The following is a 22539-nucleotide window of genomic DNA, read 5'->3' as shown; positions in this document are numbered from 1 at the left end:
CTCACTGGACCGCCGGAGCGGCAGCCGGCGCCGCGGGCGTGGAAACCGCAGGGGCGGCGGGCGTCTCGGCCGGCTTGGCATCCGCAGGCTTGGCATCCGCGGGCGGCAGTTGTCCGCTGGCGAGGGTGCGCATCAGTTCGGCGACACGCCGCAGCCCGGGAGGGGTCTGGGCGTCATTCAGCGCGGATGCGAAAGTCTCGGTCGCCGCCTTGAAATCACCGGCCTTGTACTGGGCAAGGCCGAGGATCTCGCGCGCCGAATGGCGGAACGCGCCCTCGGGCGTGTCGAGCGGCTTGATGCGCTGTTCCACATCGGCGAGCGGGGCGGTATCGACCAGCAGCAGCCCGGCGCGGATCTGCGCCACATCCTGCATCAGCCGGCCGATCGAGGCATCGGCGGCGAGCGCATCATAGGCCGCCACGGCCGCCTTCGGATCGGTGGCCCCGAGTTCGGCGGCCGAGCGGAAGCGCGCCAGCATGCGATAGCCCGCCGGGCCATCCTTGGCGATGGCCGCAAAAGCGGCCTCCGCCTCGGCAGGCTTGCCCTGTGTGGCGAGTTGCAGCGCGGCCTCGAAGCGCGCGCCGGCCGCCTGATCCTGCCTCAGCTTCCACCATTCATAGCCACGCCAGGCGGCGACGCCGATGACGATGAGCACGGCGAGGCCGACGACATAGAGGCCGTAGCGGCTCCAGAGGCGGCTGAACCGCTCCCGACGCAGGTCCTCGTCGATCTCGTGGAAGATGTCAGCCATTGCGGATCCGTGGGCAAGGAATCGGGACGAATGTTCCGGTCCGCCAGCACGCGGTCGCATGCGGCGGTATCGGAAAGGCGCGTAAACTAGCGATGCGGCTTCAACAAGGCAAATCGGCGGGACGACAGGGCGCGCGCGCCGCCATCCCGCCCCACGCAGAGGCCGAGGCGTGGAGGGGCGCTCCCGACCTCATGTCAGGGGTGATGCGGGAGGATGCGAGCGCCTCACCCCTTCTTCGGCGCGTAGACGTGCTCGGGGCCGGGGAAGGCGCGCGCGCGCACTTCGCTGGCATAGGATTCCACCGCCGCGCCGATGGCCGGCCCGATATCGGCGAACTTCTTCACGAAGCGCGGCACGCGGTCGGACAGGCCGAGCATGTCCTCCAGCACGAGGATCTGGCCGTCGCAGGCCGATGAGCCGCCAATGCCGATGGTGGGCGGGGCGACCTCCTGCGTGATCTGGCGGGCCAGCGGCTCGCTGATCGCCTCCAGCACGATGGAGAAGGCGCCCGCCTCGGCGATGGCGCGGGCATCGTCGAGGATGAGCGCGGCGCTCGCCTCGTCGCGGCCCAGCGCCTTGAAGGAGCCGAGCGTGTTGATCGCCTGCGGGGTCAGCCCGACATGGCCCATGACCGGCACGCCGCGATCAGCGAGGAAGCGCACGGTCTCGGCCATGCGCCGCCCGCCTTCCAGCTTCACCGCGCCGGCCCCCGTCTCCTTCAGCACGCGCGAGGCGGTGGCGAAGGCCTGCTGCGGCGAGCCCTCATAGGAGCCGAACGGCAGGTCCACCACCACCAGCGCGCGCGAGGAGCCGCGCATCACCGCCTGCCCCTGCAGGATCATCATCTCCACGGTGACGGGAACCGTGGTCTCCATGCCGTGCATCACCATGCCGAGCGAATCGCCCACCAGCATGAAGTCGACATGCGGGTCGATGAGGCGCGCGGTATGGGCGTGATAGGCCGTGAGCGAGACGATCGGCTCGCCGCCCTTCCTGGCGCGGATGTCGGGCGCAGTGAGGCGGCGGGCAGCGGACTGGACGGACATGATGGACGGCTTCCTCTTGTTTTCGCTGGGCTTTTATCAGCCCATCACCGGCACACCCACGATGTAGGGGTGGAACCAGAAGGCAAGGACGGCATAAAGCACGAGCCCGGCCAGCACGGCAACGATATCCCCGACCCAGCCCTTCGGCGCGACCGGCAGCGGCGAGCCGCGCCGCTTCACCGAAATACGGTCGAACACCGCCCAGCCGAGAATCACCACGGCCAGCGTCATGGTCGCCGCATCGCCATTGGCGATGAGATGCGCCAGCGCCCAGATTTTCACCGCCACCAGCATCGGATGCTTGAGCCAGGCGCGGATATGGCTCGGCACGAGATAGCCGCCGAGCGCGATAGAGGCGAGCAGCATCAGGGTCAGCGCGATATGGCGCATGGCCACCGGCGGGTTCCACAGCTGCGCGGGCCCGGCGGCGCGCCAGTCGCCATAGCCATAGGCGATCATCAGCACCGCGGCGATCGACACGATCGAATACACGGCGCGATAGGGGATCATTCCCAGTTGCGCCACCGCCGCCGCGCGGGCCTCGCGCCTTGTGGTGAAGACATGCGTGACGAGAAACAGCACGAGGCCGGCCAGCATCAGGATCATCGGTCGCTCCCTTGGAGGATTCGGCGCGACGCTAGAGCCTTTCCAATCACGATGCCATCATCCACCGCGCGCCCCGCCCCTGTCACAGGGTCGCCCCCTCGCCGCGCGAATAAACCATGAGAGGCACACCCGCTCCCCTTCACCTCCCGCGCGTGGCAGAATGCGAGACGGATCCGGCGGGCGGGGGCCGCAGGCGGAGTTCGGGGAGACGCGGGGCATGAGACAGCTTTTCGCCACGCTTGCGGGTCTTGCGCTGTTCGCGCTCGCGGCGCCCGATATCGCGCGGGCCCAGGCGGTGGTGGCGCATATCGACCTGTCGACGCAGAGCATGGAAGTGTGGGTGGAGGGCTGGCGCGAACACAGCTGGCCGATTTCCACCGCCCGCAAGGGCTACCGCACCCCGGCCGGCACCTATCGCCCGCAGCGCATGTACAAGCGCTACTTCTCGCGCAAATACGACAACGCGCCGATGCCCTACGCCATCTTCTTCGATGGCGGCTACGCGATCCACGGGACCACGGACCTGCGGCGGCTGGGGCGCCCCGCCTCGCATGGTTGCGTGCGGCTCGCCCCGGCCAATGCGCGTACGCTGTTCGGCCTAGTCAGCGACTATGGATCCGACAACACGAAGATCATCATCACCCGCTGAACCGCCGGCAAGGGCGGCCCCCCGGGCAACGCGGAAATGGCCCGGCCTCACGCGGCCTTCTTCACATCCTTGATGTCGGTGAAGACGATGCCGGGCCAGCGGTCGCCGGTATAGCCGATCATGAAGGCCGAGGGGCTGAGGAAGACCAGATCGCCGTCGAGATCCTCGGCCGTGGACAGCCGGTTGCCGGCGGCGAATTCCTCGACCCGCTTGGGATCGGCCGAGGATACCCAGCGCGCCAGCTGGAACTCGCTCATGTCGAAGCCGACATCGAGCCCGTATTCCGCCTCCAGTCGGTTCTTCAGCACGTCGAGCTGCAATGGCCCGACCACGCCGACGAGCGCCGGCGAGCCGTCGGTCGGGCGGAACACCTGCACGACGCCCTCTTCCGCCATTTCCTGCAGCGCCTGCTTCAGCTTCTTGGCCTTCATGGCGTCGGAGAGCTTCACGCGGCGCAGGATCTCGGGGGCGAAGCTCGGCACGCCGACGAAGTTCAGCTCCTCGCCCTCGGTCAGCGTGTCGCCGATGCGCAGATTGCCGTGGTTGGGAATGCCCACCACATCGCCGGCATAGGCTTCTTCCGCCAGCTGGCGGTCCTGCGCGAAGAAGAATTGCGGGGTGGCGAGGCTCATCGGCTTGCCGGTGCGAACCAGCTTGGCCTTCATGCCACGCGTCAGCTTGCCCGAGCACAGCCGCGCGAAGGCGATGCGGTCGCGGTGGTTCGGGTCCATATTCGCCTGGATCTTGAAGACGAAGGCCGTCATGCGCGGCTCCTCGGCTTCCACCCGGCGCTTGTCGGCGTCCTGCGCGCGCGGCGGCGGGGCATATTTGCCGAGCCCTTCCAGCAGGTCGCCGACGCCGAAATTGCGCAAGGCCGAGCCGAAATAGACCGGCGTCAGGTGGCCTTCGAGGAAGGAATCAAGCTCAAACGGGTTGCACACCTCGCGCACCAGCCCGAGTTCCTCGGTCAGCGCAGCCTCGTCCAGCGTCACGTTGAGGCTCGCGATCTCGCCCATGCTCATCTGCCGCAGCGGGCCGGTCTTGCCCTCGTCGCCATCCAGCAGCCGCATGCCGCCTGACGCAACATCCATCGTGCCGACGAAGTCTCGCCCGCGGCCGACCGGCCAGGTCATCGGCGTGGTGTCGAGCGCCAGGGTCTTCTCGATCTCGTCAAGGATCTCGAACGGGTCGCGGCTCTCGCGGTCCATCTTGTTGATGAAGGTGATGATCGGGATGTCGCGCAGCCGGCAGACTTCCAGGAGCTTGCGGGTGCGCGCCTCGATGCCCTTAGCGGCGTCGATCACCATCACCGCCGCGTCGACGGCGGTCAGCGTGCGGTAGGTATCTTCCGAGAAGTCCTCGTGGCCCGGCGTGTCCAAGAGGTTGAACACGTGGTCCTCGAACTCGAAGGTCATGACCGAGGTCGCGACCGAAATGCCGCGCTCGCGCTCGATCGCCATCCAGTCCGAGCGCGTGGAGCGGCGATCCTTCTTGGCGCGCACCTGGCCGGCGAGCTGGATCGCGCCGCCGAACAGCAGCAGCTTTTCGGTCAGCGTGGTCTTGCCCGCGTCCGGATGCGAGATGATCGCGAAGGTGCGCCGGCGCGCGACTTCGAGCGCGATGGGCGACGCGGCGGAATTGGAGAGAGCGTTCATGGGCCGGATGTGGCAGGGATGCCGCCCGGGATCAAGGGGTGGCTTCCGTCACCGCGTCTCGACAGTCTTCAGCCGAACTGTTTCGCGTAGGATTCCGGCTTGAAGCCGACCAGCAGCACGCCCTCGATATCGAGCACCGGGCGCTTGATCAGCGAGGGCTGCGCCGCCATCAGCGCCAGCGCTTTCGTCTCATCGATATTCGCCTTGTCGGCCTCGTCGAGCTTGCGGAAGGTCGTGCCGGCCCGGTTCAGCAGCACCTCCCAGCCGACCTTGCCGGCCCAGTCCGCGAGATGCGCGCCATCGATGCCGGACGCCTTGTAGTCATGGAACGCGTAGGCGACGCCGTGCGTGTCCAGCCAGGCGCGCGCCTTCTTCATCGTGTCGCAGTTCTTGATGCCGTAGATGGTGACCGTCACGGGGAACCTCGCTCCAGGATTCGCGCCACCGCGCGCCGCGTCATAACGCCGGCGAGATGGGCGCGATAGGTACCCGAGCCATGGATGTCGGCGATCATGTCGTCGCCGTCGAGGGCCAGGCCCTCCAGCGCCGCAGGTCGGAAATCCGCCGCCAGCGCCTCTTCCGCCGCGCCCCAGCGGAACACGCCGTTCTGCCCGGCACCGGTGATGGCGACGCGCACCCCGCCCTCGCCCTTCCACACGAAGGCGCCAGCCATGGCGTAGCGCGAGGCCGGGTTGGCGAACTTCGCGTAGGCCGCCCATCCGCCGATGGGAAAGCGGACGGAGACGATGATCTCGTCCGGCTCCAGCGCGGTCTCGAACAGGCCGAGGAAGAAGTCGCCCGCCGCCATCACCCGCCGGTCGGTGACGATGGCGGCGCCGAGCCCGAGGCAGGCGGCGGGATAATCGGCGGAAGGGTCGTTATTGGCGATGGAGCCGCCGAGCGTGCCGCGGTTGCGCACCGCCGGATCGCCGATCCGCCCGGCCAGTTCCGCCAGCGCGGGGAGCGCCTCAACGACGAGTGGGGACGCGGACACCTGCGCGTGGCGGGTCATCGCGCCGATGGTGAGCGCCTCGCCCTCGCGCGCCATGCCGGTGAGGCCGGGAACCCGCGCCAGATCGACCAGGTCGCTCGGGCTGGCGAGGCGCTGCTTCAGCGTGGCGATCAGCGTCTGCCCGCCCGCCAGCAGCTTGGCATCCTCATTGGCCACCAGCAGCGCGTGGGCGGAGGCGAGTTCGACGGGGCGGTGATAGGTGAAGGGGAACATGATCGCTCGTTCCTCACGCGGTCGCGACGGACGAGGGGACGCCCATGGCGCGCGCCCCGGCCTGGATGGCCAGCACGATGTTGTGGTAGCCGGTGCAGCGACAGAGATTGCCCTCCAGCTCGGCGCGCACGGTCGGCTCGTCCGGCGCAGGGCCATGGCGGCTGGCGATGTCGATGCCGGCCATGATCATGCCCGGGGTGCAGAAGCCGCATTGCAGGCCGTGATGCTCACGAAACGCCGCCTGCATCGGGTGCAGGTGCTCGGTGCTGCCGACCCCCTCGATGGTGAGGATTTCCGCCCCCTCCGCCTGCACGGCGAGGACGGCGCAGGCCTTCACTGCGACCCCGTCGAGATGCACGGTACAGGCGCCGCACTGGCTGGTGTCGCAGCCGACATGGGTGCCGGTGAGTCGCAGATGATCGCGCAGCAATTCGACCAGCAGCGTGCGCTCGTCGAGGGTGAGGGTCACGGCGGCGCCGTTGACGGTGAGGGTAAGGGTCTGCATCGGCCTGCTCCCGGTCGGCTCTGCGGTTGCGCCTTGGCTGGCGCGGCTCATTCGGCGTGGGCGACGCAATCGGCCGGCGCGGGCGACACGATGCGGCTGAAGGCGCCGAAGAACTCGCCCGCCAGCTTCTTCGACGTGCTGTCGATCAGCCGCGCGCCGAGCTGGGCGATCTTGCCGCCGACATTGGCCTGCGCCTCGTAATGGAGGATGGTGGCGCCCTCCTCTTCCACCAGCCACACTTTCGCGCCGCCCTTGGCGAAGCCGGCGACGCCGCCCTGCCCCTCGCCGGCAATGTGGTAGGCGTTCGGCGGGTCGAGCGCGGACAGCGTCACGGCGCCGGCGAAGGTAGCCTTCACCGGGCCGATCTTGAGCACCACCTTCGCGACGAATTCGGTCGGCGAGGCCTGCACCAGTTCCTGGCAGCCGGGAATGCACTGGCGCAGCACATCCGCATCATTGAGCGCGCGCCACACCGCCTCTCGCGGGGCCTCGATGCGCTGGGAGCCGGTCAGGTCCATGATCCACCTTGAACGTTATCCACGTTGAAGCTTCATTCTCTCGATCGCTCTCGCGGAAGCGCTCCCCGTTCAGCAACCGCTGTGCCAAGCCCGGCCGCGCCGTCATTTGCCCCCGCCCAACGCCTCCCCGAGGCCGGGCGCGCGCGTCGCATGCCTGCATGATTGGCGCCGGCTGCATAAAATTCACGCATCAACAGCCTTCAGTTCCGTTGAGCATAAATAGGAATTTACATCATTGGTACTATGATTAGTATCATAGAAAATTACGGATGCGACGCCCCCTCGGCGCGCGAGCCTCGCAGAGTGCGCATGAACCCGTTCGAGCTTCCTTCCCAGATCGTCGACCCCGGCGTCCATGCCCGTACCGTGGCGCATCTGCGCGCCCGCGGCATCGTGCTGCCGCGCTTCTCCGAGCTTGCCGCGCCGGGCACCATCGCGCCAGCGTTGCGAGCGCAGGCCGAGGCGGCGGACAGGAACGCGCCGGACGCGCGAAACCTGTTCGGCGTGCACTGGTTCAACAAGGCGATGACGGTCGGCGGCACGAGTGTGCCGTCCTTCATCGAGCTGCCGGCCAGCGTGACCGGCGTGCCCGCGCGCATCGTGGTGCTGCAGGGCCGGCATTTTCCGATGATCCATGCCCACAAGGTGCTGGCGGCCTATGCGTGCCTGGCCCCGCGCCTCGTCACCGGCATGTTCGACCCCACCCGCCACCGCGCGGTGTGGCCCTCCACCGGCAATTACTGCCGGGGCGGCGTCGCCATTTCGCGCATCCTCGGCTGCCACGGCGTCGCCGTGCTGCCGGGCGGCATGAGCGCCGAGCGCTTCAACTGGCTGGAGCAGTGGGTGAGCGACCCGTCCGACATCGTGCGCACGCCGGGCACGGAATCGAACGTGAAGGAGATCTATGACGCCTGCGCGCAGATGGCGAAGGACGAGGGAAACTTCATCCTCAACCAGTTCTCGGAATTCCCCAATTACCTCGCCCACTACTCCATCACCGGCTCGGCGGCGGGCACGCTGTTCGAGGCGCTGAACGCCTCCGGCACGCTCACCCTCGCCGCCTTCGTGGCCGGCACCGGCTCGGCCGGCACCATCGGGGCGGGCGACTGGCTCAAGGAAAAATACCGCGCCCGCATCGTCGCCATGGAGCCGGAGGAATGCCCGACGCTGCTCTATAACGGCTTCGGCGAGCACAACATCCAGGGCATCGGCGACAAGCACGTGCCGCTCATCCATAACGTCACCAATACCGACCTCATTGCCGGTGTGTCGGACGCCGCCACCGACGATCTCGCGCTGCTGTTCGGCTCGGAGGCCGGCAAGGCCTATCTCGCGGAGCGGCGCGGCATCCATGCCGCGACCCTCGAGGGGCTCGCGAGCCTCGGCCTGTCCGGCATCGGCAATGTGCTGGCGGCGATCAAGACCGCGCGCCGGCTCGATCTCTCCGAGACCGACGTGATCATCACCGTCGCCACCGACGGCGCCGAGCTCTACCCTAGCGAACTCGCCGGCCACCTCGCCCGCAAGGGCGGCCGCTACGACCAGATCGATGCGGCGGAGGCTTTCGGCCAGCATCTGCTCGGCGGTGATGCGGACCATGTGCTGGAGCTGGACCACCGCGACCGCCAGCGCGTGTTCAACCTCGGCTATTACACCTGGGTCGAGCAGCAGGGCGTCTCGGTCGAGGATTTCGAGCGCCGCCGCCACCAGTCGTTCTGGAAGGGGCTCACCGCCTCTCTCCCGATCTTCGACGAGCTGATCGATCGCATGAACCGCGATGTCGGCATCGCCGACGCCGCGTGAGGAGCCCCTTGTGACGATGCCCCTCGCCTATTCCGAACTCCGCCAGCGCACCAAGGCGCGCGACCGCAGCCTGCGCGACAAGGTGATGTCGCTGGAGGCGGCGGCAAAGCTGGTGCAGGACGGCGACCATCTCGCGGTTGGCGGCTGCACCGCCTCGCGCACGCCCTTCGCCATGATCTGGGCGCTGGTGCGGGCGCAGAAGCGCGATCTCACGGTCTCGCGCTCGATCATGTCGACCGAGGGCGACATTTTCTATGCCGCCGGCCTGTCGCGGCACCTGATCACGAGCTGGTTCAGTCAGGGCATCGTTTGGGGCGTATCCAAAGTGATGCGCGACTATACCGAGAGCGGGCGTGCCCGCTTCGAGGAATGGAGCCACATGGCGATGGGGCTGCGCTATCGCGCCGGCGCCATGGGCGTGCCCTTCCTGCCGATGCGCTCCATGCTGGGCTCGGACGTGCTGGGCCGGGTGAGCGGCAACGGCGCCGGGCCGGCGGACCCCGCTTTTGCGGCCGCCAAGACCATGGAATGCCCCTTCACCGGCGAGACGCTGCTGCTGGTGCCGGCGTTGAACCCGGATGTCGCCATCATCCATGTCCAGCGCTGCGATGCCTATGGCAACGCCCAGCTCGACGGGCTCACCTTCATGGACATCGACATCGCCATGGCGGCGAACCGGGTGATCCTCACTACCGAGCGGGTGGTTTCCAACGAGCAGATCCGCCGCCAGCCGGACCAGACCAAGATCGGCTTCTTCACCGTGGACGCCGTGGTCGAGGTGCCGTTCGGCTGCGCCCCGCACGAATGCTACGGCCTCTACGAGCCGTTCTACAGCCACATGGACATGTATGCGCAGATGACCGCGCGCGACCCGGAAGCGGGGGCGCAGGACTATCTCGAACGCTTCTATCACGAGCCGAAGGACTGGGCGGACTATCTCAGCCGCATCGGCATGGCCGAGCTGATCGACGCCCAGCGCCGCGGGAGTGCCATTCATGACGACTGATACCGCGCTCGACGCTCCCGCACCGGCCGACCTCTCCCGCGCGGCCGTGCCCGCCTACACCGCCTCCGAGCTGCTGGCGGTGATGAGCGCGCGGCTCCTGAAGGAAGGCCAGACCGTGTTCGCCGGCGTCGGAATCCCGCTGCTAGCGGCGATCCTGGCGCAGAAGACCCACGCGCCGGGCCTTACCATCCTGTTCGAGGGCGGGGTGATCGGGCCCTTCGTCGAGGCCGGCAAGCTGCCGCCCTCCACCAATGAGCAGCGCTGCACCCGGCGCGCCAACATGCTGGTCTCGATCACCGAAGTGCTGCTGATGCTCCAGCGCGGCTATGTCGATGTCGGTTTCATGGGCGGCGCGCAGATCGACCGCTTCGGCAATCTCAACTCCTCCTTCATCGGCGATCCCGCGCGGCCGAAAATCCGCCTGCCCGGCACCGGCGGGGGCAACGACATCGCCTCGCTGGCCGACATGATCGTCGCCATGAAGCACGAGAAGCGCCGCTTCGTGGAAAAGGTCGATTTCATCACCTCGCCGGGCTTCCTCGATGGCGGCGACACGCGGGCGCAGGCCGGCCTGCCGGCGGGCGGCATGTTCCGCGTCGTCACAGATCTCGGCATCATGGGTTTCGATGCGGTGACGAAGGCCATGACGGTGCTGGCGCTGCATCCCGGCGTCACCGCGCAGGCGATCAAGGCCAATACCGGCTTCGATCTGCCGGTACCGGCCGATGCGCCCGTCACCGAGCCGCCGACCGAGCTCGAACTGTCCATCCTGCGCGAGCTCGACCCCGCGCGGCTCTATACGGCTTAGTTCCTTCTCCCTCTCCCCGTGGGGGAGAGGGGTGGGGTGAGGGGTCTTCCTTTGCTCCGCAATCGTACGCCCCCTCACCCGCCGCTACGCGGCGACCTCTCCCCAACGGGGAGAGGTGAGAAGAAGGTCGCCCCATGCCCGCTCCCGTCTCCTTCGGCATCGCGATGCGCAATTTCACCCGCTTCCCGGAAATGCCGGATGCGGGGGCGCTGATCGACTATGGCGTGCGCATGGAGGAGCTGGGCTTCTCCTCGCTCTGGGTGTGGGACCACATCCTGCTCGGTACCGACCCGAACTTCCCGATCATCGACTCGCTGTCACTGCTCACCGCCGTGGCGGCACGCACCAAGACCATCAAGATCGGCACCGGCGTGCTGGTGCTGCCACTGCGCAACCCGGTCATCCTCGCCAAGCAGCTCTCCTCGCTCGACCTGATCTCCAACGGGCGGCTGATGCTCGGCGCGGCGGTGGGCTGGTACAAGCGCGAATTCGACGCCGTCGGCATCCCCTATGAGCGGCGCGGCAAGGTCATGGACCGCAACCTCGACATATTGAAGCGGCTGTGGACCGAGGATTCCGTCACCGGTGAATGGGACGAACTGAACCTGCGCAACGCGGTGATGTTCCCCAAGCCCGTGCAGAAGCCACACCCGCCGATCCTGATCGGAGGCTATGTCGATGTAGTGCTCAAGCGCGCGGCCACAAAGGGCGATGGCTGGCTGACCTATTTCTACACGCCCGAGGGCTATCGCGAAGCCTGGGCGAAGATATCCGCCTATGCCGAGGAGGCCGGCCGCGACCCGGCCGATCTCTACAGCCTCAACCAGCTGCCGATCTATGTCGGCCCGCGCGACGTCGGGCAGGCGAAGATGACCGAGTGGCTGCATGCCGAGTGGGACCTGTCCAAGGGCTCGCTCTCGACCTTCGACAGCGCCATTGTCGGCACCCCTGCCGAATGCGCCGAGCAGATCGCCGCCCATATCGCGACCGGCGTGAAGAAGATCGTCTTCGTGCCGTGGCGCTACGAGAAGGAGCAGATCGACCTTCTCGCCCATGAAGTGCTGCCGTTGCTGCGGAAATAGCCGCAAAAGCCCCGACCTCGCGTCGCCTTCCGGAGATGCCCGCCGCGAGCGGGCTGGTGAGGAGCCGTGAACGTACCCCCCCTGTTCACGCCCCTCACCGTTCAAGCATCGTTCAAGACACCATCGTCAAGACGTGCATCCTCAAGGCAAGCATCCTCAAGACGTGCATCCTCAGGACATGTCCGCGGCACGCGCGAGCGTGGATGGGCGCGTGGGCCGATCGCGGCGCGCGGCCACGCGCCCTCACCCGCCCCGCGCGGCCCGGCTCCCCACTTTCGCGAACTTGCCGGCCGCCGGCTCGACGCGCGGCGTCAGCGGGTCCGCCGCATAGGAGCGCTGCTTCTGCCGCGAGGGGGCCTCGCCATAGAGCGTGGTGCGCTGGCGGGCGAGGCGGCCGGCGGCGCGGATCGCCGCTTCCATGCGGTCGGGCGGAAATTCCTGCCCGTGCACGCCGCCGGCGGCGCGGCTGATCGATTCATCCATCAAGGTGCCGCCGCCGTCATTGGCCCCCACGCCCAGCGCCGCGATGAGCCCACCCTCCCCGAGCTTGACCCAGGAGGCCTGTATGTTGGGGATGAGCGGGTGGAGCGCCAGCCGCCCCACCGCATGCATCAGCAGCGCCTCGCGCCGGCTGGGCCCCTGCCGCGTGCCGCCCTTGAGATAGAGCGGCGCTTCCATGTGCAGGAAGGGCAGCGGCACGAATTCGGTGATGCCACCGGTCTCGGCCTGCAGCCGGCGCAGGTGCAGCAGATGGCGCGCCCAGTGGCGGTAGCCGTCGACATGGCCGAACATAATGGTCGAGGTGGTCCTGAGGCCCACGCGATGCGCGGCGGCCACCGTGTCCAGCCATTCCCGCGTGGTCAGCTTGTCCGCGCACAGCCGCGCGCGCACCGCGTCGTCGAGGATTTCCGCCGCCGTGCCCGGCAGCGAGCCAAGGCCGGCCTGCTTCAGCGCGAGGAGGAAATCCGGCACGGAAAGCCCGAGCGTCGCCGCGCCATGACGCACTTCCAGCGGGGAGAAGGCATGGACATGCATGTCCGGCACCGCCTGCTTCACCGCCCGCAGGATGGCGAGATAGGTGTCGCCGGAGAAATCCGGATGGATGCCGCCCTGCATGCACACTTCGCTCGCCCCGCGCGCCCACGCCTCGCGCGTGCGCCGCTGGATCTCGTCGAGATCCAGTTCATAGGGCCGGCCGCGCAGATGCTCGTGCTGGCGCCCCTTCGAGAAGGCGCAGAAGCCGCATTTATGCGCGCAGACATTGGTGTAGTTGATGTTGCGCGTGACGACATAGGACACCGTGTCGCCCACCACCGCGCGCCGCAGCGCATCCGCCGCCTCGAACACGCGTTGCGCCCGGCTGCCCCGGGCGTCGAACAGCGCGACAATCTCGTCCTCACCCAGTTCGCGGCCGGCGACCGCCTTGTCGAGCACGCCCGCCAGCGCCGTCTCCGGCCCGGCGATCGCGGGCGCGGCGGGCCATTCGACCACGCGGGCTTCCGCCGCGCCGACCCGCCAGCCGCTTTCATGCGCGAGACCCGCGCCGTCGGCCCGGCGCAGCACGAGCGGCGCGACGGCGGGATCGAGCCAGCGCGCGCGGTCTTCGATAAAGGCGGGATAGACCGCGAGCCGAGGGCTGAGCACCTTGCCGGCCTTCGCGGTGGCGGCGGCGAGCGCGGCGAGCGCCGGCCAGGGCGCCTCCGGGTTCACATGGTCGGGTGTGACCGGCGAGACGCCGCCCCAGTCATTGATCCCGGCATCGATCAGCGCCTTCAGCCCCTCCGGCTGCAGGTTGGGTGGCGCCTGCAGCGAGATGGCCGGCCCCAGGATCAGCCGCGCCACCGCGACGGTCCACAGATGCTCCTCCAGCGTCGGCTCGGGCGCGCCCGCCATCTTGGTGCCCGGCTTGGCGCGGAAGTTCTGGATGATCACTTCCTGCACATGGCCATGCCGCGCGTGGCTGTCACGAATGGCGAGCAGCGCCTCGATGCGCTCCAGCCGCGTCTCGCCGATGCCGATGAGCAGGCCCGTCGTGAAGGGCACACCCGCGCGGCCGGCCGCCTCCAGCGTGGAAAGGCGGGCCGCGGGAAGCTTGTCGGGCGAGCCGAAATGCGGCCCACCGCGCGCCGAGAGCCGCTCGGCGGTGGTCTCGATCATCAGCCCCTGCGACGCCGACACCGTGCGAAGGCGCGCCAGGTCCGCCGCCTCCATCACCCCGGCATTGAGGTGGGGCAGAAGACCGGTCTCGCGCAGCACCCGCCCGGCCATGGCGGCGAGATAGTCCAGCGTCGTGGCGAAGCCGAGCGCGGCCAGTTCCTCGCGGGCCAGCGCGTAGCGAAGCTCCGGCTTGTCGCCGAGCGTGAAAAGCGCCTCGTCGCAGCCCACCTGCGCGCCGGCGCGGGCGATCGCCAGCACCTCGTCGGGTGTGAGAAAGGCGCGCTGCCCCTTTCGCGGGGGATGGGCGAAGGTGCAGTAATGGCAGACGTCGCGGCACAGCTGGGTAAGCGGGATGAAGACCTTGCGCGAGACGGTGACGGTCGCGCCGAAGCCGGCATCGCGCAGCTCGGCCGCCGCCCGCATCAGCGCGGGGAGGTCGCGCGCATCGGCCAGCGCCAGCGCCGCGTCGCGGGCGAGCGTTTCTCCGCCGGGGAGCCCTTCCGCCGGCACCATCGCCCTAGCCCCTCATCTTCTCGGGCAGCGTCACCAGCTCGACGCCGGCCTCTTTCAGCGCGGTGCGCACGGCGCGCGCCACGGCAATGGCGGTCGGCTCGTCGCCATGCACGCAGAGCGAATCGAAGCGCGTCGGCAGCGGCTTGCCGTCGACCGAGATGATCTCGCCGTCCAGCACCATGCGCACCGTGCGCTCCGCCGCGATCACGGGATCCTTGATCACCGCGCGCGGGTCGGTGCGGGTAAGCAGGTTGCCCTCGTCATCATAGAGCCGGTCGATGAAAGCCTCGCGCGCCAGCGGCAGGTCAAGCTCCAGCGCCGCCGTCTCCATCGCCGAACCGGACAGCGCGAGATAATAGAGCGAGGAATCCACCGTGCGGATCGCGCGGCCGATCGCCAGCGCATAGCTCTTGTCGATGGCGGCCATGTTGTTGAGCGCGCCATGCGGCTTCACATGCGTCACCTTCGTGCCGGCATAGGCCGCCATGCCGGCCAGCGCGCCGAGCTGATAGGCCACGAGATATTCGAGATCGGCCGGGCTCATGCGGATCTGGCGGCGACCGAAGCCCCAGACGTCGTTGAAGCCGGGATGCGCGCCGATGGAGACGCCGTTCTCCTTCGCCTTGAGGCACACCTCGCGCATCACCGTGGCGTCGCCGCCATGCAGGCCGCAGGCGACGTTGACGCTCTGCACGAGGGTGAGGATCTCGTCGTCATTGCCGATCCGATAGTGCCCGTAGCCCTCGCCCATATCGGCGTTGATGTTGATGCGCACAGCCACGGGCCGCCTCCTCACGATTATCGACGCCGTCGATTAACACATTATCTGGTAATGCATTTCAAGCTCAATCATCCTAACATTAGGATGAATTATTCAGCGACTGGGAGCCTCCCGTGACGGAAGAGAATGCGGTGCGGCATGCTGCCCGTTCCCGGCGCCTCGGCGCGCTGGCCCGCTTCCTCGAGCTGGGCGACACGGCCCTCGCGGTGGAGTTCGGCGCCACCATCGCGCCGGAGATCAACGCCCTCGTCCACCGCACGGCGGCGTTGCTGGCGGCCGATCCGCCCGAGGGCCTGGTCGAGACGGTGCCCACCTTCCGCTCGCTGCTGGTGCATTACGACCCGCGCCGCACCTCGGCCGCCGCGCTTCAGGAGAGCCTCGCCGCGCTGGACATCGGCGAGGCTCGCGTCGAGGCCCCCGCCCGCATCTGGCGCATTCCGGTGCTGTATGGCGGCGAAGCGGGGCCGGACCTCACGGATGTCGCCCGCGCCACGCGCCTCGGAGAGGGCGAGGTGATCGCCCGCCATGCCGGCACGGTCTATCGCGTCTATGTGCAGGGCTTCCTGCCGGGCTTCGCCTATCTCGGCGACCTGCCGGCGGAACTCGACCTGCCGCGCCTTACCACCCCGCGCGTGCGGGTACCGGCCGGATCGGTGGCCATCGCCCAGCGCATGACCGGCATCTATCCCGTCGAATCGCCCGGCGGCTGGCGGCTGATCGGCCACACGCCGCTGCGCTTCTTCGACCCCGCGCAGGCGCCGCCCACCCTGTTCGCGCCCGGCGACGGGGTGCGCTTCGTGCCGGTCGAGGCCGACGAGCACGCCGCGATCCGCGCGGCGGTGGCGCACGGCGCTTACCAGCCGGCATGCGAGGCGAGCCGATGAGCGCGAGCCTCACCCTACTCCAGCCCGGCCCGCAGACCAGCGTGCAGGATGCCGGGCGCCTCGGCTTCCAGGCCTATGGCGTGCCGGTCTGCGGCGCGCTGGACGAGCCGGCGCTGCGGCTCGCCAATGCGCTGGTGGGCAACGCGGCGAACGCGGCGGCGCTGGAACTGCGGCTCGCGGGTCCCGTCTTCGAGGTGACGGGCGGCCCTGCCCGGCTGGCGCTGACCGGGGCGGACGCCGTGATCGAGGTGGAGCAGGACGGGCAGACGCAGCGCTTCGGCCCCTGGCGCGCCATCGATATCCCTGAGGGCGCGCGGGTGCGGATCGGGCCGCTGCGGGGCAGCGGCGGCGCCATCCTGGGCTTTGCCGGCGGCATTGACGTGCCCGTGATCCTCGGCTCGCGGGCGACCGATCTCAAGGGCCGTTTCGGCGGGCATCAGGGCCGCGCGCTGGCGGCGGGCGACGTCGTGGGGCTCGGCCCCTCTCCCCTCCACGGTCCGTGCCTTGAACTACAGAGCCCGCCTTCGCTCGCCTTTGGCGGAACGCTGCGCGTGGTGCTAGGCCCACAGGCCGAGGCGTTCACCGAGGACGCGATCGCGACCTTTCTCGGCACGGCCTATCGCGTCTCCCGCGAGGCGGACCGCATGGGGCTGCGGCTGGAGGGCGTGCCGCTCGGCTTCCGCCAAGGCGCCGACATCGTTTCCGACGGCATCGTCACCGGCTCGATCCAGGTGCCAGGCTCGGGCCTGCCCATCCTGCTGCTGGCGGACCACCAGACGATCGGCGGCTATGCCAAGATCGCCACGGTCATTTCCGCCGACCTGGCCGCCGCCGGCCGGCTGCTGCCGGGCGCCGGGATCCGCTTTGCCGCCGTCTCCGTCGCGCAGGCGGAAGAGGCGCGGCGCGCGCAGGAACGGGTCCTCGCCCAGCAGCTCGCCGCGCTCGTGCCGGTGCGCGCGCTCGCCCGGGTCGATCACGAGGCGCTGCTGCGCGAGAATCTGGTTTCCGGCGTCGTCTCGGCGCTGGAATCCGACGAAGGGCGCGCAGCGATGGATAGGATTACATGATAGGGAAGATAGGAAGACCCCCGCGATTCTGACCTGACCCGCGGCCCCGCACGCGAATGCGCGGGTGTCGCCATCGGAACCGACATTGCCCATGCTCAAGGACTCGCCCGCCGGCCTGACCAGTCCCGATTATCGCCGCAGCCCGGTGCCGCGCTATCTGCAGGTCGCCGGCGTGATCCGCCGGCGCATCGAGGACGGCGTGTGGGGGCCGAACGAGAAGATCTCGACCCTGCAGGAACTGGAAGCCGAGTTCCGCGTCGCCCGCGTCACGGTGCGCCAGGCGGTGGAGGTGCTGCAGAGCGAGGGTCTGGTGCGGCGCATCCAGGGCAAGGGCACCTTCGTCTCCGCCTCGGTCGAGGAAAAGCGCTGGCTGAAGCTCGATCTCAAATGGCATTCGCTGGCCGGCACCATCGGCGCCAACGTGCCCCGCTTCCTTCCCGTCGCCGCCAACCCGCCGCTGCCGAACGTGCAGCCGGAGGACGGCACCCCCGCCCCGCGCTACCGCTATCTCGAGAGCGTGCAGTCGCGGCGCGGCCAGCCCTATTCCTTCGCGCGGGTGCATGTCGACGAGCGGCTGCTCGCGCTCGCCCCCACCCGCTTCGAGCGCGAGCCGACCATCAGCGTCGTCGCCACGCTGGAGGGGCTGAAGGTGACCAAGGCGCGCCAGTCCTTCATTGTCGGCACGGTGGAGCCGCGCGTGGCGAACCTGCTCGCCATCGGCATCGGCTTTCCCACCGTGGAAGCGCATCTGGTGGTGGTCGACGAGAACGACGTGGTGATCTACCTCGCCGACATCATCTATCGCGGCGACTGCGTGCAGCTGGACGTCGACCTGCTGCGCTGAGGGGAAAGCGCCAATCGGCTCAAGCGCTTGCGCGGCCTTGCGCAGAGGATGATTCATCCGCGCGCGCCGCACCGTTGCTAAAATGATCCAGGCTCACGAAAGCGGAAGGCGAGCCGGCCCAAGGACTTGCATGCCGCTTCGATCAATCTGATTCAGCCGCGCCCGAACAGCCGCGCCAGCCAGCCCCTCACCATGGCGAGGAAGAGCGAGCCGGCGTCGAGCGGCATCGCCGCGACCGGGGTCGCCTGCCCTTTCAGCGCCGCACCCAGATTGGCGGCGAAGGCGCTGGTCAGGCGGGCGGCGAGGTCGCGGGCGATGGCGCCGCGGCTCATCTGCGCCAGCGGGCCCTGCAGCACATAGGCGACCTCGATGTGCACCCGGGTGGCCTTTTCCCCCGTCGCCTCCAGCCGATAGGCCAGGCGCGCCTCGATGCGGCTGGCGCTGCGGCCATCGACGCCGCGCCCGTGAAGGATGCCGGACCAGCTGGCCGGCTCGGGCGCGATGAGACCGACACCGCTGAACGCGGCCTGCATCGGACCGAGCTTCACGCTCATCTGCGCCTGCAGGCGGCGCCCGTCGCTCGGCTGCGTCAGCCGGGCGCCCGGCAGGCAGGCGATGACGCGCGCGGGATCCTGGAACAGCGCCCAGACCGCGCCGCGCGGCGCGTCGACCTCGAACGCCTCGGTGATCTCCACCGGGTTGCGCAGCGGCGCCGGCTCGAATTCGAGCCCCGCTGGTGGCGGCGCCACCAAGGGTGCGGGAGACTCGCCCGATGCCCGGCGGGCGGGCGACACCGGCAGGGTGAGCGGGGACGGATCGGCCGGCATCGGCAAGCTCGCCCCGCGCGTGACGACGGACGCCTCGCCCGCCCGCGCGAGAGCCACGGCGCGGATCGCCCGCACGATGCCGGTATAGCCGGTGCAGCGGCAGAGATTGCCGGCGAGCTCATGGCGGATCGCCGCCTCGTCCAGCCCGGGCCGGCGCAGCACGATGTCCCGCGCCATGATCAGCATGCCCGGCGTGCAGAACCCGCATTGCAGGGCGTGCTCGCGGGTGAAGGCGGCGCGCAGCTCGCCCGCCACCTCATCCTGCGCCAGCCCCTCGATGGTGGTGATGCGCGCGCCGTCCAGCGCCACGGGATAGGCGATGCAGGAGCGGGCGGGCGCGCCGTCCACCAGCACCGTGCAGGCGCCGCACACGCCGTGCTCGCAGCCCAGATGCGTGCCGGTGAGCAGCAATTCCTCGCGAACGAAATCGGCGAGGCTCTGGCGCGGCTCGACCTCGGTATCGATGCTGCGGCCATTGATCTCAAGGCGAACGGGTTTCATGGGGCAACGGACTTCATGGATGGGGTCAGGCTCTCGGGCGTCGTCTCGCGCGCCAGCGCGGCAATGGCATCGCCAATCACCGCGCGGCGCAGGCGGAAGGTGGCGGGATCGCCGCCGAGCCCCGCGCGGCACAGCAGGTCGTCGATGCCAGCGGGATCGGCGATCAGGCCGGCCGCCTCCGTGACCACCAGCGGGCGGGCCTCGGTGGCGCCAACCACGAGGCGATGCACGCCGCGCGCGCGATCGGACAGCACGGCGCACATGGCTTCGGCGAACTCGCCCAGCTTGCGGCAGGACTTGCGATAGCCGAAGCGCGCGCCCGCCGCGCAGCGCGGTATGAAGACGCCGGTGATGATCTCGCCCGGCGCCAGCGCGGTCTCGAACGCGCCGAGGATGAATGCCTCGACCGGCATCTCGCGCCGGCCCGCCGGCCCCGCCAGATGAACGCGGGCGCCGAGCGCGGCGAGCGTGGTCGGCCAGTCCGCCGCTGGGTCGGCATGGGCGAGGCTGCCGCCGATGGTGCCGCGGTTGCGCACGGCGCGATAGGCGATGCCATGGGCGATGCGGGGGAGAAAGCCGGGCGTCGGATCCGGCACCGCGCCGTCCTCGAACTCGGCATGGGTGATGGCAGCGCCGAACAGCACGCCGCCCGCCCCCTCCTCCACCCGCCGCAAATCGGGCAGCCGCGCCACATCGACCAGCCGCGAGGGCCGGGCGAGGCGCAGGTTCAGCATCGGCCCAAGGCTCTGGCCGCCGGCGATCGGCTTGGCGGCGCCATTGGCGCCAGCATCCATCAGCGCCGCCGTCGCGGCCGCGAGGTCGACAGGCCGCGCATAGTCGAAACGCGCCGGCTTCACGACACGCCCCCCGTCGCCCGAGCGGTCCCCGTGGCGAGCGCCGCCCCCTTGGCCCGCGCTGCCGCCACCGCCTCGCGCACGCGGCGCGGGGTCATGGGCGAGACGGTGAGTTCCACGCCGAGATCGGCCAGCGCATCGTTGATGGCGTTGCCGATGGCCGCCGGCGGCGCGATGGCACCGCCCTCGCCGATGCCCTTCTGGCCGAAGCGTGTATTGGGCGAGGGCGTTTCCATGTGGGCGATGCGCACGGGCGGCATCTCGTTGGCGCCGGGCAGGAGATAGTCGGCGAAGGTCGAGGCGAGCGGCTGGCCATGCTCGTCATAGGCCATCTCCTCATAGAGCGCCGTGCCGATGCCCTGCGCGGTGCCGCCATAGATCTGGCCGTCCACCACCATCGGGTTGAGCAGCACGCCGCCATCCTCGACGATGACGTAATCGAGAATCTCGACCTCGCCCGTCTCCGGCTCGACGGCCACCACGCAGGCATGGCTGGCATAGGAGAAGGTGCCGGTATCCACCACCGGCCGATAGCCCGCGACCAGGTCGAGCCCCGCCGGATCGGCATCCTGCGGCAGGTTCTGCGGCGCGCGGTAAAAGGTATGCGCGACCTCCCAGAAACTGACGGAGCCGGCCGGGCCGACCACCCTCGCCTCCTCGATCCGCACCGCGTCGAGAGGCGCCTGCAGCAGGTGCGCGCCGATGCGCGTAATGCGTTCGCCAAGCGTCTCGCAGGCGCTCGCCACCGCCCCGCCGGCCATGACCGCCGAACGCGAGCCCCAGGTGCCGGTGGAATAGGGCGTCATGGCGGTGTCGCCATGCACGACATTGACGTGATCGGGGTCGATGCCCAGCACCTCACAGGCGATCTGCGCCAGCGTCGTTTCCATCGACTGGCCGTGGCTCTGGTTGCCCAGGCGCAGTTCCAGCGTACCGTCCGGGGTGAGGCGCGCGCCGCACTGCTCGAAGCCCGGCACCATGGGAATGCCCCAGCCGTGATAGACCGAGGTGCCGTGCGCGCCCTGCTCGCAATAGGTGGCGTAGCCGATGCCGATACGCCGCCCGTCCGGCTCGCCGCGCGCCTGCCGCATGCGCACGCCGGCATGGTCGATCATGGCATGCGCGCGGCGCAGGCTCTCGGGATAATCGCCCATGTCGAACGCCTTGCCGGTGATCGAGGTGAAGGGCATCTCATCGGGCCGCACCAGATTGGCGAGGCGCACCTCATAGGGCTCGCGCCCGGCGGCGCGGGCGACCGCGTCGATCATCAGCTCCATCGCCGTGCACACGCCGGTGCGGGCAACGCCGCGATAGGGCACGATGGGCGGCTTGTTGGTGCAGGCGGAATAGGCGCGGCAGCGATAGGCCGGCAGATTGTACGGACCCGGCAGGTTGGAAACCACCTGCGCGCCTTCCAGGCAGGCCGAGAACGGGTAGACCGAATAGGCCCCGGCATCGACATGGGCCAGCGCCTCGAAGCCGAGCAGCGTGCCGTCGGCCTGCGCATAGGCGGTCATGATGTAATGGTGTTCGCGGCAATTGGCGGCGGCGATCAGGTGCTCGCGCCGGTCCTCCAGCCACTTGATGGGCCGGTCGAGCGTCAGCGCCGCCCAGGCGCAGCACACTTCCTCGGGCTGCAGCAGCCCTTTCCAGCCGAAACCGCCGCCGACATCGGGCGCCACGACGCGGATGCGGCGCTCCTCCAGCCCCAGGCATTCGGCGAGGCCGGAGCGCACGATGTGCGGCATCTGGGTGGAGGTCCACAGGTGCAGTTGCTCGGTGTGGCGCTCATGCACGGCGATGCAGCCCTTGCCTTCCAGCGGCGCCATGCATTGCCGGCTGGTGCGCACCTCGCGCGTGACCTTGATCGGCGCGCCGGCGAGGCGCCCGTCGAACTCGCGCTCGGTCTGCGAGACGAGGAAGACATTGTCGGGCCAGTCCTCATGGATGCGCGCGGCATCCGGCTTCACCGCGCGCAGCATGTCGACATTGGCCGGCAGTTCCTCATAGTCGACGGTGATCTCCTCGGCGAGGTCCTCCGCCTCGGCCCGCGTTTCGGCCAGCACCATCGCCACCGGCTCGCCGACGAAGCGCACCTTGAGATGGGCGAGCGAGGGCTGGGCGGAGACGCGGAAGCCCGGCAGGCCGGTCTTGGCGAGGATGTCCTTCACGCCCACCATGTCGTCATGGGTGAAGGCGCGACCCTTGAGATGGGCGGGAATGTGGATCGCCCGGATGCGGGCATGGGCGAGCGTGGAGCGCACGAAGGCGGCTTCCAGCTGGCCCGGAAATCGCATGTCGCCGATGAACCGCCCGCGCCCTTCCAGCAGGCGGGCATCCTCCTTGCGCGGGATGGAGGCGCCGACCCCGCGGCCCTTCGCCGGCTGCGGGTCCAGCTTCTGCTCGTCCACCCTGTGCTCATCCATGTGCGGGCCGACCATGAAATTCCCCGGGGAA

General features: G+C 69.3%; 21 protein-coding genes. 8 read left to right on the top strand and 13 right to left on the bottom strand.

All coding sequences use genetic code 11. The features are described 5' to 3' along the window. Position 1 precedes the first annotated feature (1 nt). The 3 genes from FHS55_RS04180 to FHS55_RS04170 form a co-directional block, all read right to left on the bottom strand. Positions 2-751, bottom strand: coding sequence for a tetratricopeptide repeat protein (locus FHS55_RS04180; protein ID WP_246339803.1), 750 nt, complete (start codon positions 749-751; stop codon positions 2-4). A 224-nt stretch (positions 752-975) separates the two neighbouring features. Then, complete coding sequence (gene panB, locus FHS55_RS04175) at positions 976-1797, bottom strand: 3-methyl-2-oxobutanoate hydroxymethyltransferase (protein WP_183188370.1); 822 nt, start codon at positions 1795-1797, stop codon at positions 976-978. Positions 1798-1833: 36 nt separating this feature from the next. Continuing rightward, entirely contained in the window at positions 1834-2403 is a 570-nt protein-coding gene (locus tag FHS55_RS04170; RefSeq protein WP_183188369.1) for an NnrU family protein, read from the bottom strand. Between the two features lie 217 nt (positions 2404-2620). Between FHS55_RS04170 and FHS55_RS04165 the strand changes: the two genes are divergently transcribed. Next, positions 2621-3052 carry a L,D-transpeptidase gene (locus tag FHS55_RS04165; protein ID WP_183188368.1) on the top strand — a complete coding sequence of 144 codons (432 nt, stop codon included), beginning with the start codon at positions 2621-2623 and terminating at the stop codon, positions 3050-3052. A gap of 47 nt (positions 3053-3099) precedes the next feature. Here FHS55_RS04165 and FHS55_RS04160 read toward each other — a convergent pair whose 3' ends face one another. The 5 genes from FHS55_RS04160 to FHS55_RS04140 all read right to left on the bottom strand — a co-directional run bounded on the left by FHS55_RS04160 (position 3100) and on the right by FHS55_RS04140 (position 6955). Beyond that, positions 3100-4707, bottom strand: coding sequence for a peptide chain release factor 3 (locus tag FHS55_RS04160; RefSeq protein WP_183188367.1), 1608 nt, complete (start codon positions 4705-4707; stop codon positions 3100-3102). Between the two features lie 68 nt (positions 4708-4775). After that, on the bottom strand, positions 4776-5123 hold the full coding sequence (locus FHS55_RS04155) for an ArsC family reductase (RefSeq protein ID WP_183188366.1): 348 nt from the start codon (positions 5121-5123) through the stop codon (positions 4776-4778). Next, the gene (locus tag FHS55_RS04150; protein WP_183188365.1) at positions 5120-5932 is read right to left on the bottom strand and encodes an FAD binding domain-containing protein; all 813 of its coding nucleotides are present in this window, start codon (positions 5930-5932) and stop codon (positions 5120-5122) included. The genes FHS55_RS04155 and FHS55_RS04150 overlap by 4 nt, the downstream gene beginning before the upstream one ends. Positions 5933-5945: 13 nt before the next feature. Beyond that, positions 5946-6437: a (2Fe-2S)-binding protein gene (locus FHS55_RS04145; protein WP_183188364.1), complete on the bottom strand. Its 492-nt coding sequence runs from the start codon at positions 6435-6437 to the stop codon at positions 5946-5948. 47 nt (positions 6438-6484) lie between these two features. After that, complete coding sequence (locus FHS55_RS04140; protein ID WP_183188363.1) at positions 6485-6955, bottom strand: SRPBCC family protein; 471 nt, start codon at positions 6953-6955, stop codon at positions 6485-6487. A gap of 309 nt (positions 6956-7264) precedes the next feature. Between FHS55_RS04140 and FHS55_RS04135 the strand changes: the two genes are divergently transcribed. From FHS55_RS04135 to FHS55_RS04120, 4 genes are all read left to right on the top strand, one after another. After that, the gene (locus FHS55_RS04135) at positions 7265-8758 is read left to right on the top strand and encodes a pyridoxal-phosphate dependent enzyme (RefSeq protein WP_183188362.1); all 1494 of its coding nucleotides are present in this window, start codon (positions 7265-7267) and stop codon (positions 8756-8758) included. Between the two features lie 16 nt (positions 8759-8774). Then, entirely contained in the window at positions 8775-9764 is a 990-nt protein-coding gene (locus tag FHS55_RS04130; protein WP_183188644.1) for a CoA transferase subunit A, read from the top strand. An 82-nt stretch (positions 9765-9846) separates the two neighbouring features. Beyond that, complete coding sequence (locus FHS55_RS04125; RefSeq protein WP_246339870.1) at positions 9847-10572, top strand: CoA-transferase subunit beta; 726 nt, start codon at positions 9847-9849, stop codon at positions 10570-10572. A gap of 134 nt (positions 10573-10706) precedes the next feature. After that, the gene (locus tag FHS55_RS04120; RefSeq protein WP_183188360.1) at positions 10707-11654 is read left to right on the top strand and encodes an LLM class flavin-dependent oxidoreductase; all 948 of its coding nucleotides are present in this window, start codon (positions 10707-10709) and stop codon (positions 11652-11654) included. Between the two features lie 243 nt (positions 11655-11897). On the opposite strand, the gene cofH is transcribed toward FHS55_RS04120, so the two are convergent. Further along, on the bottom strand, positions 11898-14324 hold the full coding sequence (gene cofH / locus FHS55_RS04115; RefSeq protein WP_183188359.1) for a 5-amino-6-(D-ribitylamino)uracil--L-tyrosine 4-hydroxyphenyl transferase CofH: 2427 nt from the start codon (positions 14322-14324) through the stop codon (positions 11898-11900). A gap of 4 nt (positions 14325-14328) precedes the next feature. Further along, on the bottom strand, positions 14329-15099 hold the full coding sequence (locus tag FHS55_RS04110) for a LamB/YcsF family protein (RefSeq protein ID WP_343055995.1): 771 nt from the start codon (positions 15097-15099) through the stop codon (positions 14329-14331). Positions 15100-15218: 119 nt separating this feature from the next. On the opposite strand from FHS55_RS04110, the gene pxpB reads away from it, so the two are divergent. The 3 genes from pxpB (at position 15219) to FHS55_RS04095 (ending at position 17900) form a co-directional block, all read left to right on the top strand. Next, entirely contained in the window at positions 15219-15989 is a 771-nt protein-coding gene (gene pxpB, locus FHS55_RS04105; protein ID WP_343055964.1) for a 5-oxoprolinase subunit PxpB, read from the top strand. Then, positions 15986-17056 (top strand): 5-oxoprolinase subunit C family protein, encoded by a 1071-nt coding sequence (locus FHS55_RS04100; RefSeq protein WP_183188357.1) that lies wholly within the window; start codon positions 15986-15988, stop codon positions 17054-17056. The genes pxpB and FHS55_RS04100 overlap by 4 nt, the downstream gene beginning before the upstream one ends. A 91-nt stretch (positions 17057-17147) precedes the next feature. Continuing rightward, entirely contained in the window at positions 17148-17900 is a 753-nt protein-coding gene (locus tag FHS55_RS04095; protein WP_183188356.1) for a GntR family transcriptional regulator, read from the top strand. A 152-nt stretch (positions 17901-18052) separates the two neighbouring features. Here FHS55_RS04095 and FHS55_RS04090 read toward each other — a convergent pair whose 3' ends face one another. The 3 genes from FHS55_RS04090 to FHS55_RS04080 are packed head-to-tail and all read right to left on the bottom strand — an operon-like array spanning position 18053 to position 22508. Then, on the bottom strand, positions 18053-19228 hold the full coding sequence (locus tag FHS55_RS04090; protein ID WP_183188355.1) for a xanthine dehydrogenase family Fe-S subunit: 1176 nt from the start codon (positions 19226-19228) through the stop codon (positions 18053-18055). Beyond that, positions 19225-20085, bottom strand: a complete 861-nt coding sequence (locus tag FHS55_RS04085) for an FAD binding domain-containing protein (protein WP_183188354.1) — start codon at positions 20083-20085, stop codon at positions 19225-19227. Before FHS55_RS04085 ends, FHS55_RS04090 begins: the two co-directional genes overlap by 4 nt. Further along, the gene (locus tag FHS55_RS04080; RefSeq protein WP_183188642.1) at positions 20082-22508 is read right to left on the bottom strand and encodes a xanthine dehydrogenase family protein molybdopterin-binding subunit; all 2427 of its coding nucleotides are present in this window, start codon (positions 22506-22508) and stop codon (positions 20082-20084) included. The genes FHS55_RS04085 and FHS55_RS04080 overlap by 4 nt, the downstream gene beginning before the upstream one ends. Between the last annotated feature and the right edge of the window lie 31 nt (positions 22509-22539).

This window comes from Ancylobacter tetraedralis (genome assembly GCF_014195655.1).
GTDB classification, from domain to species: domain Bacteria; phylum Pseudomonadota; class Alphaproteobacteria; order Rhizobiales; family Xanthobacteraceae; genus Ancylobacter; species Ancylobacter tetraedralis.
The sequence above is the reverse complement of the archived record's forward strand: the minus strand, read 5'-3'. Positions and strand labels throughout refer to the sequence as shown.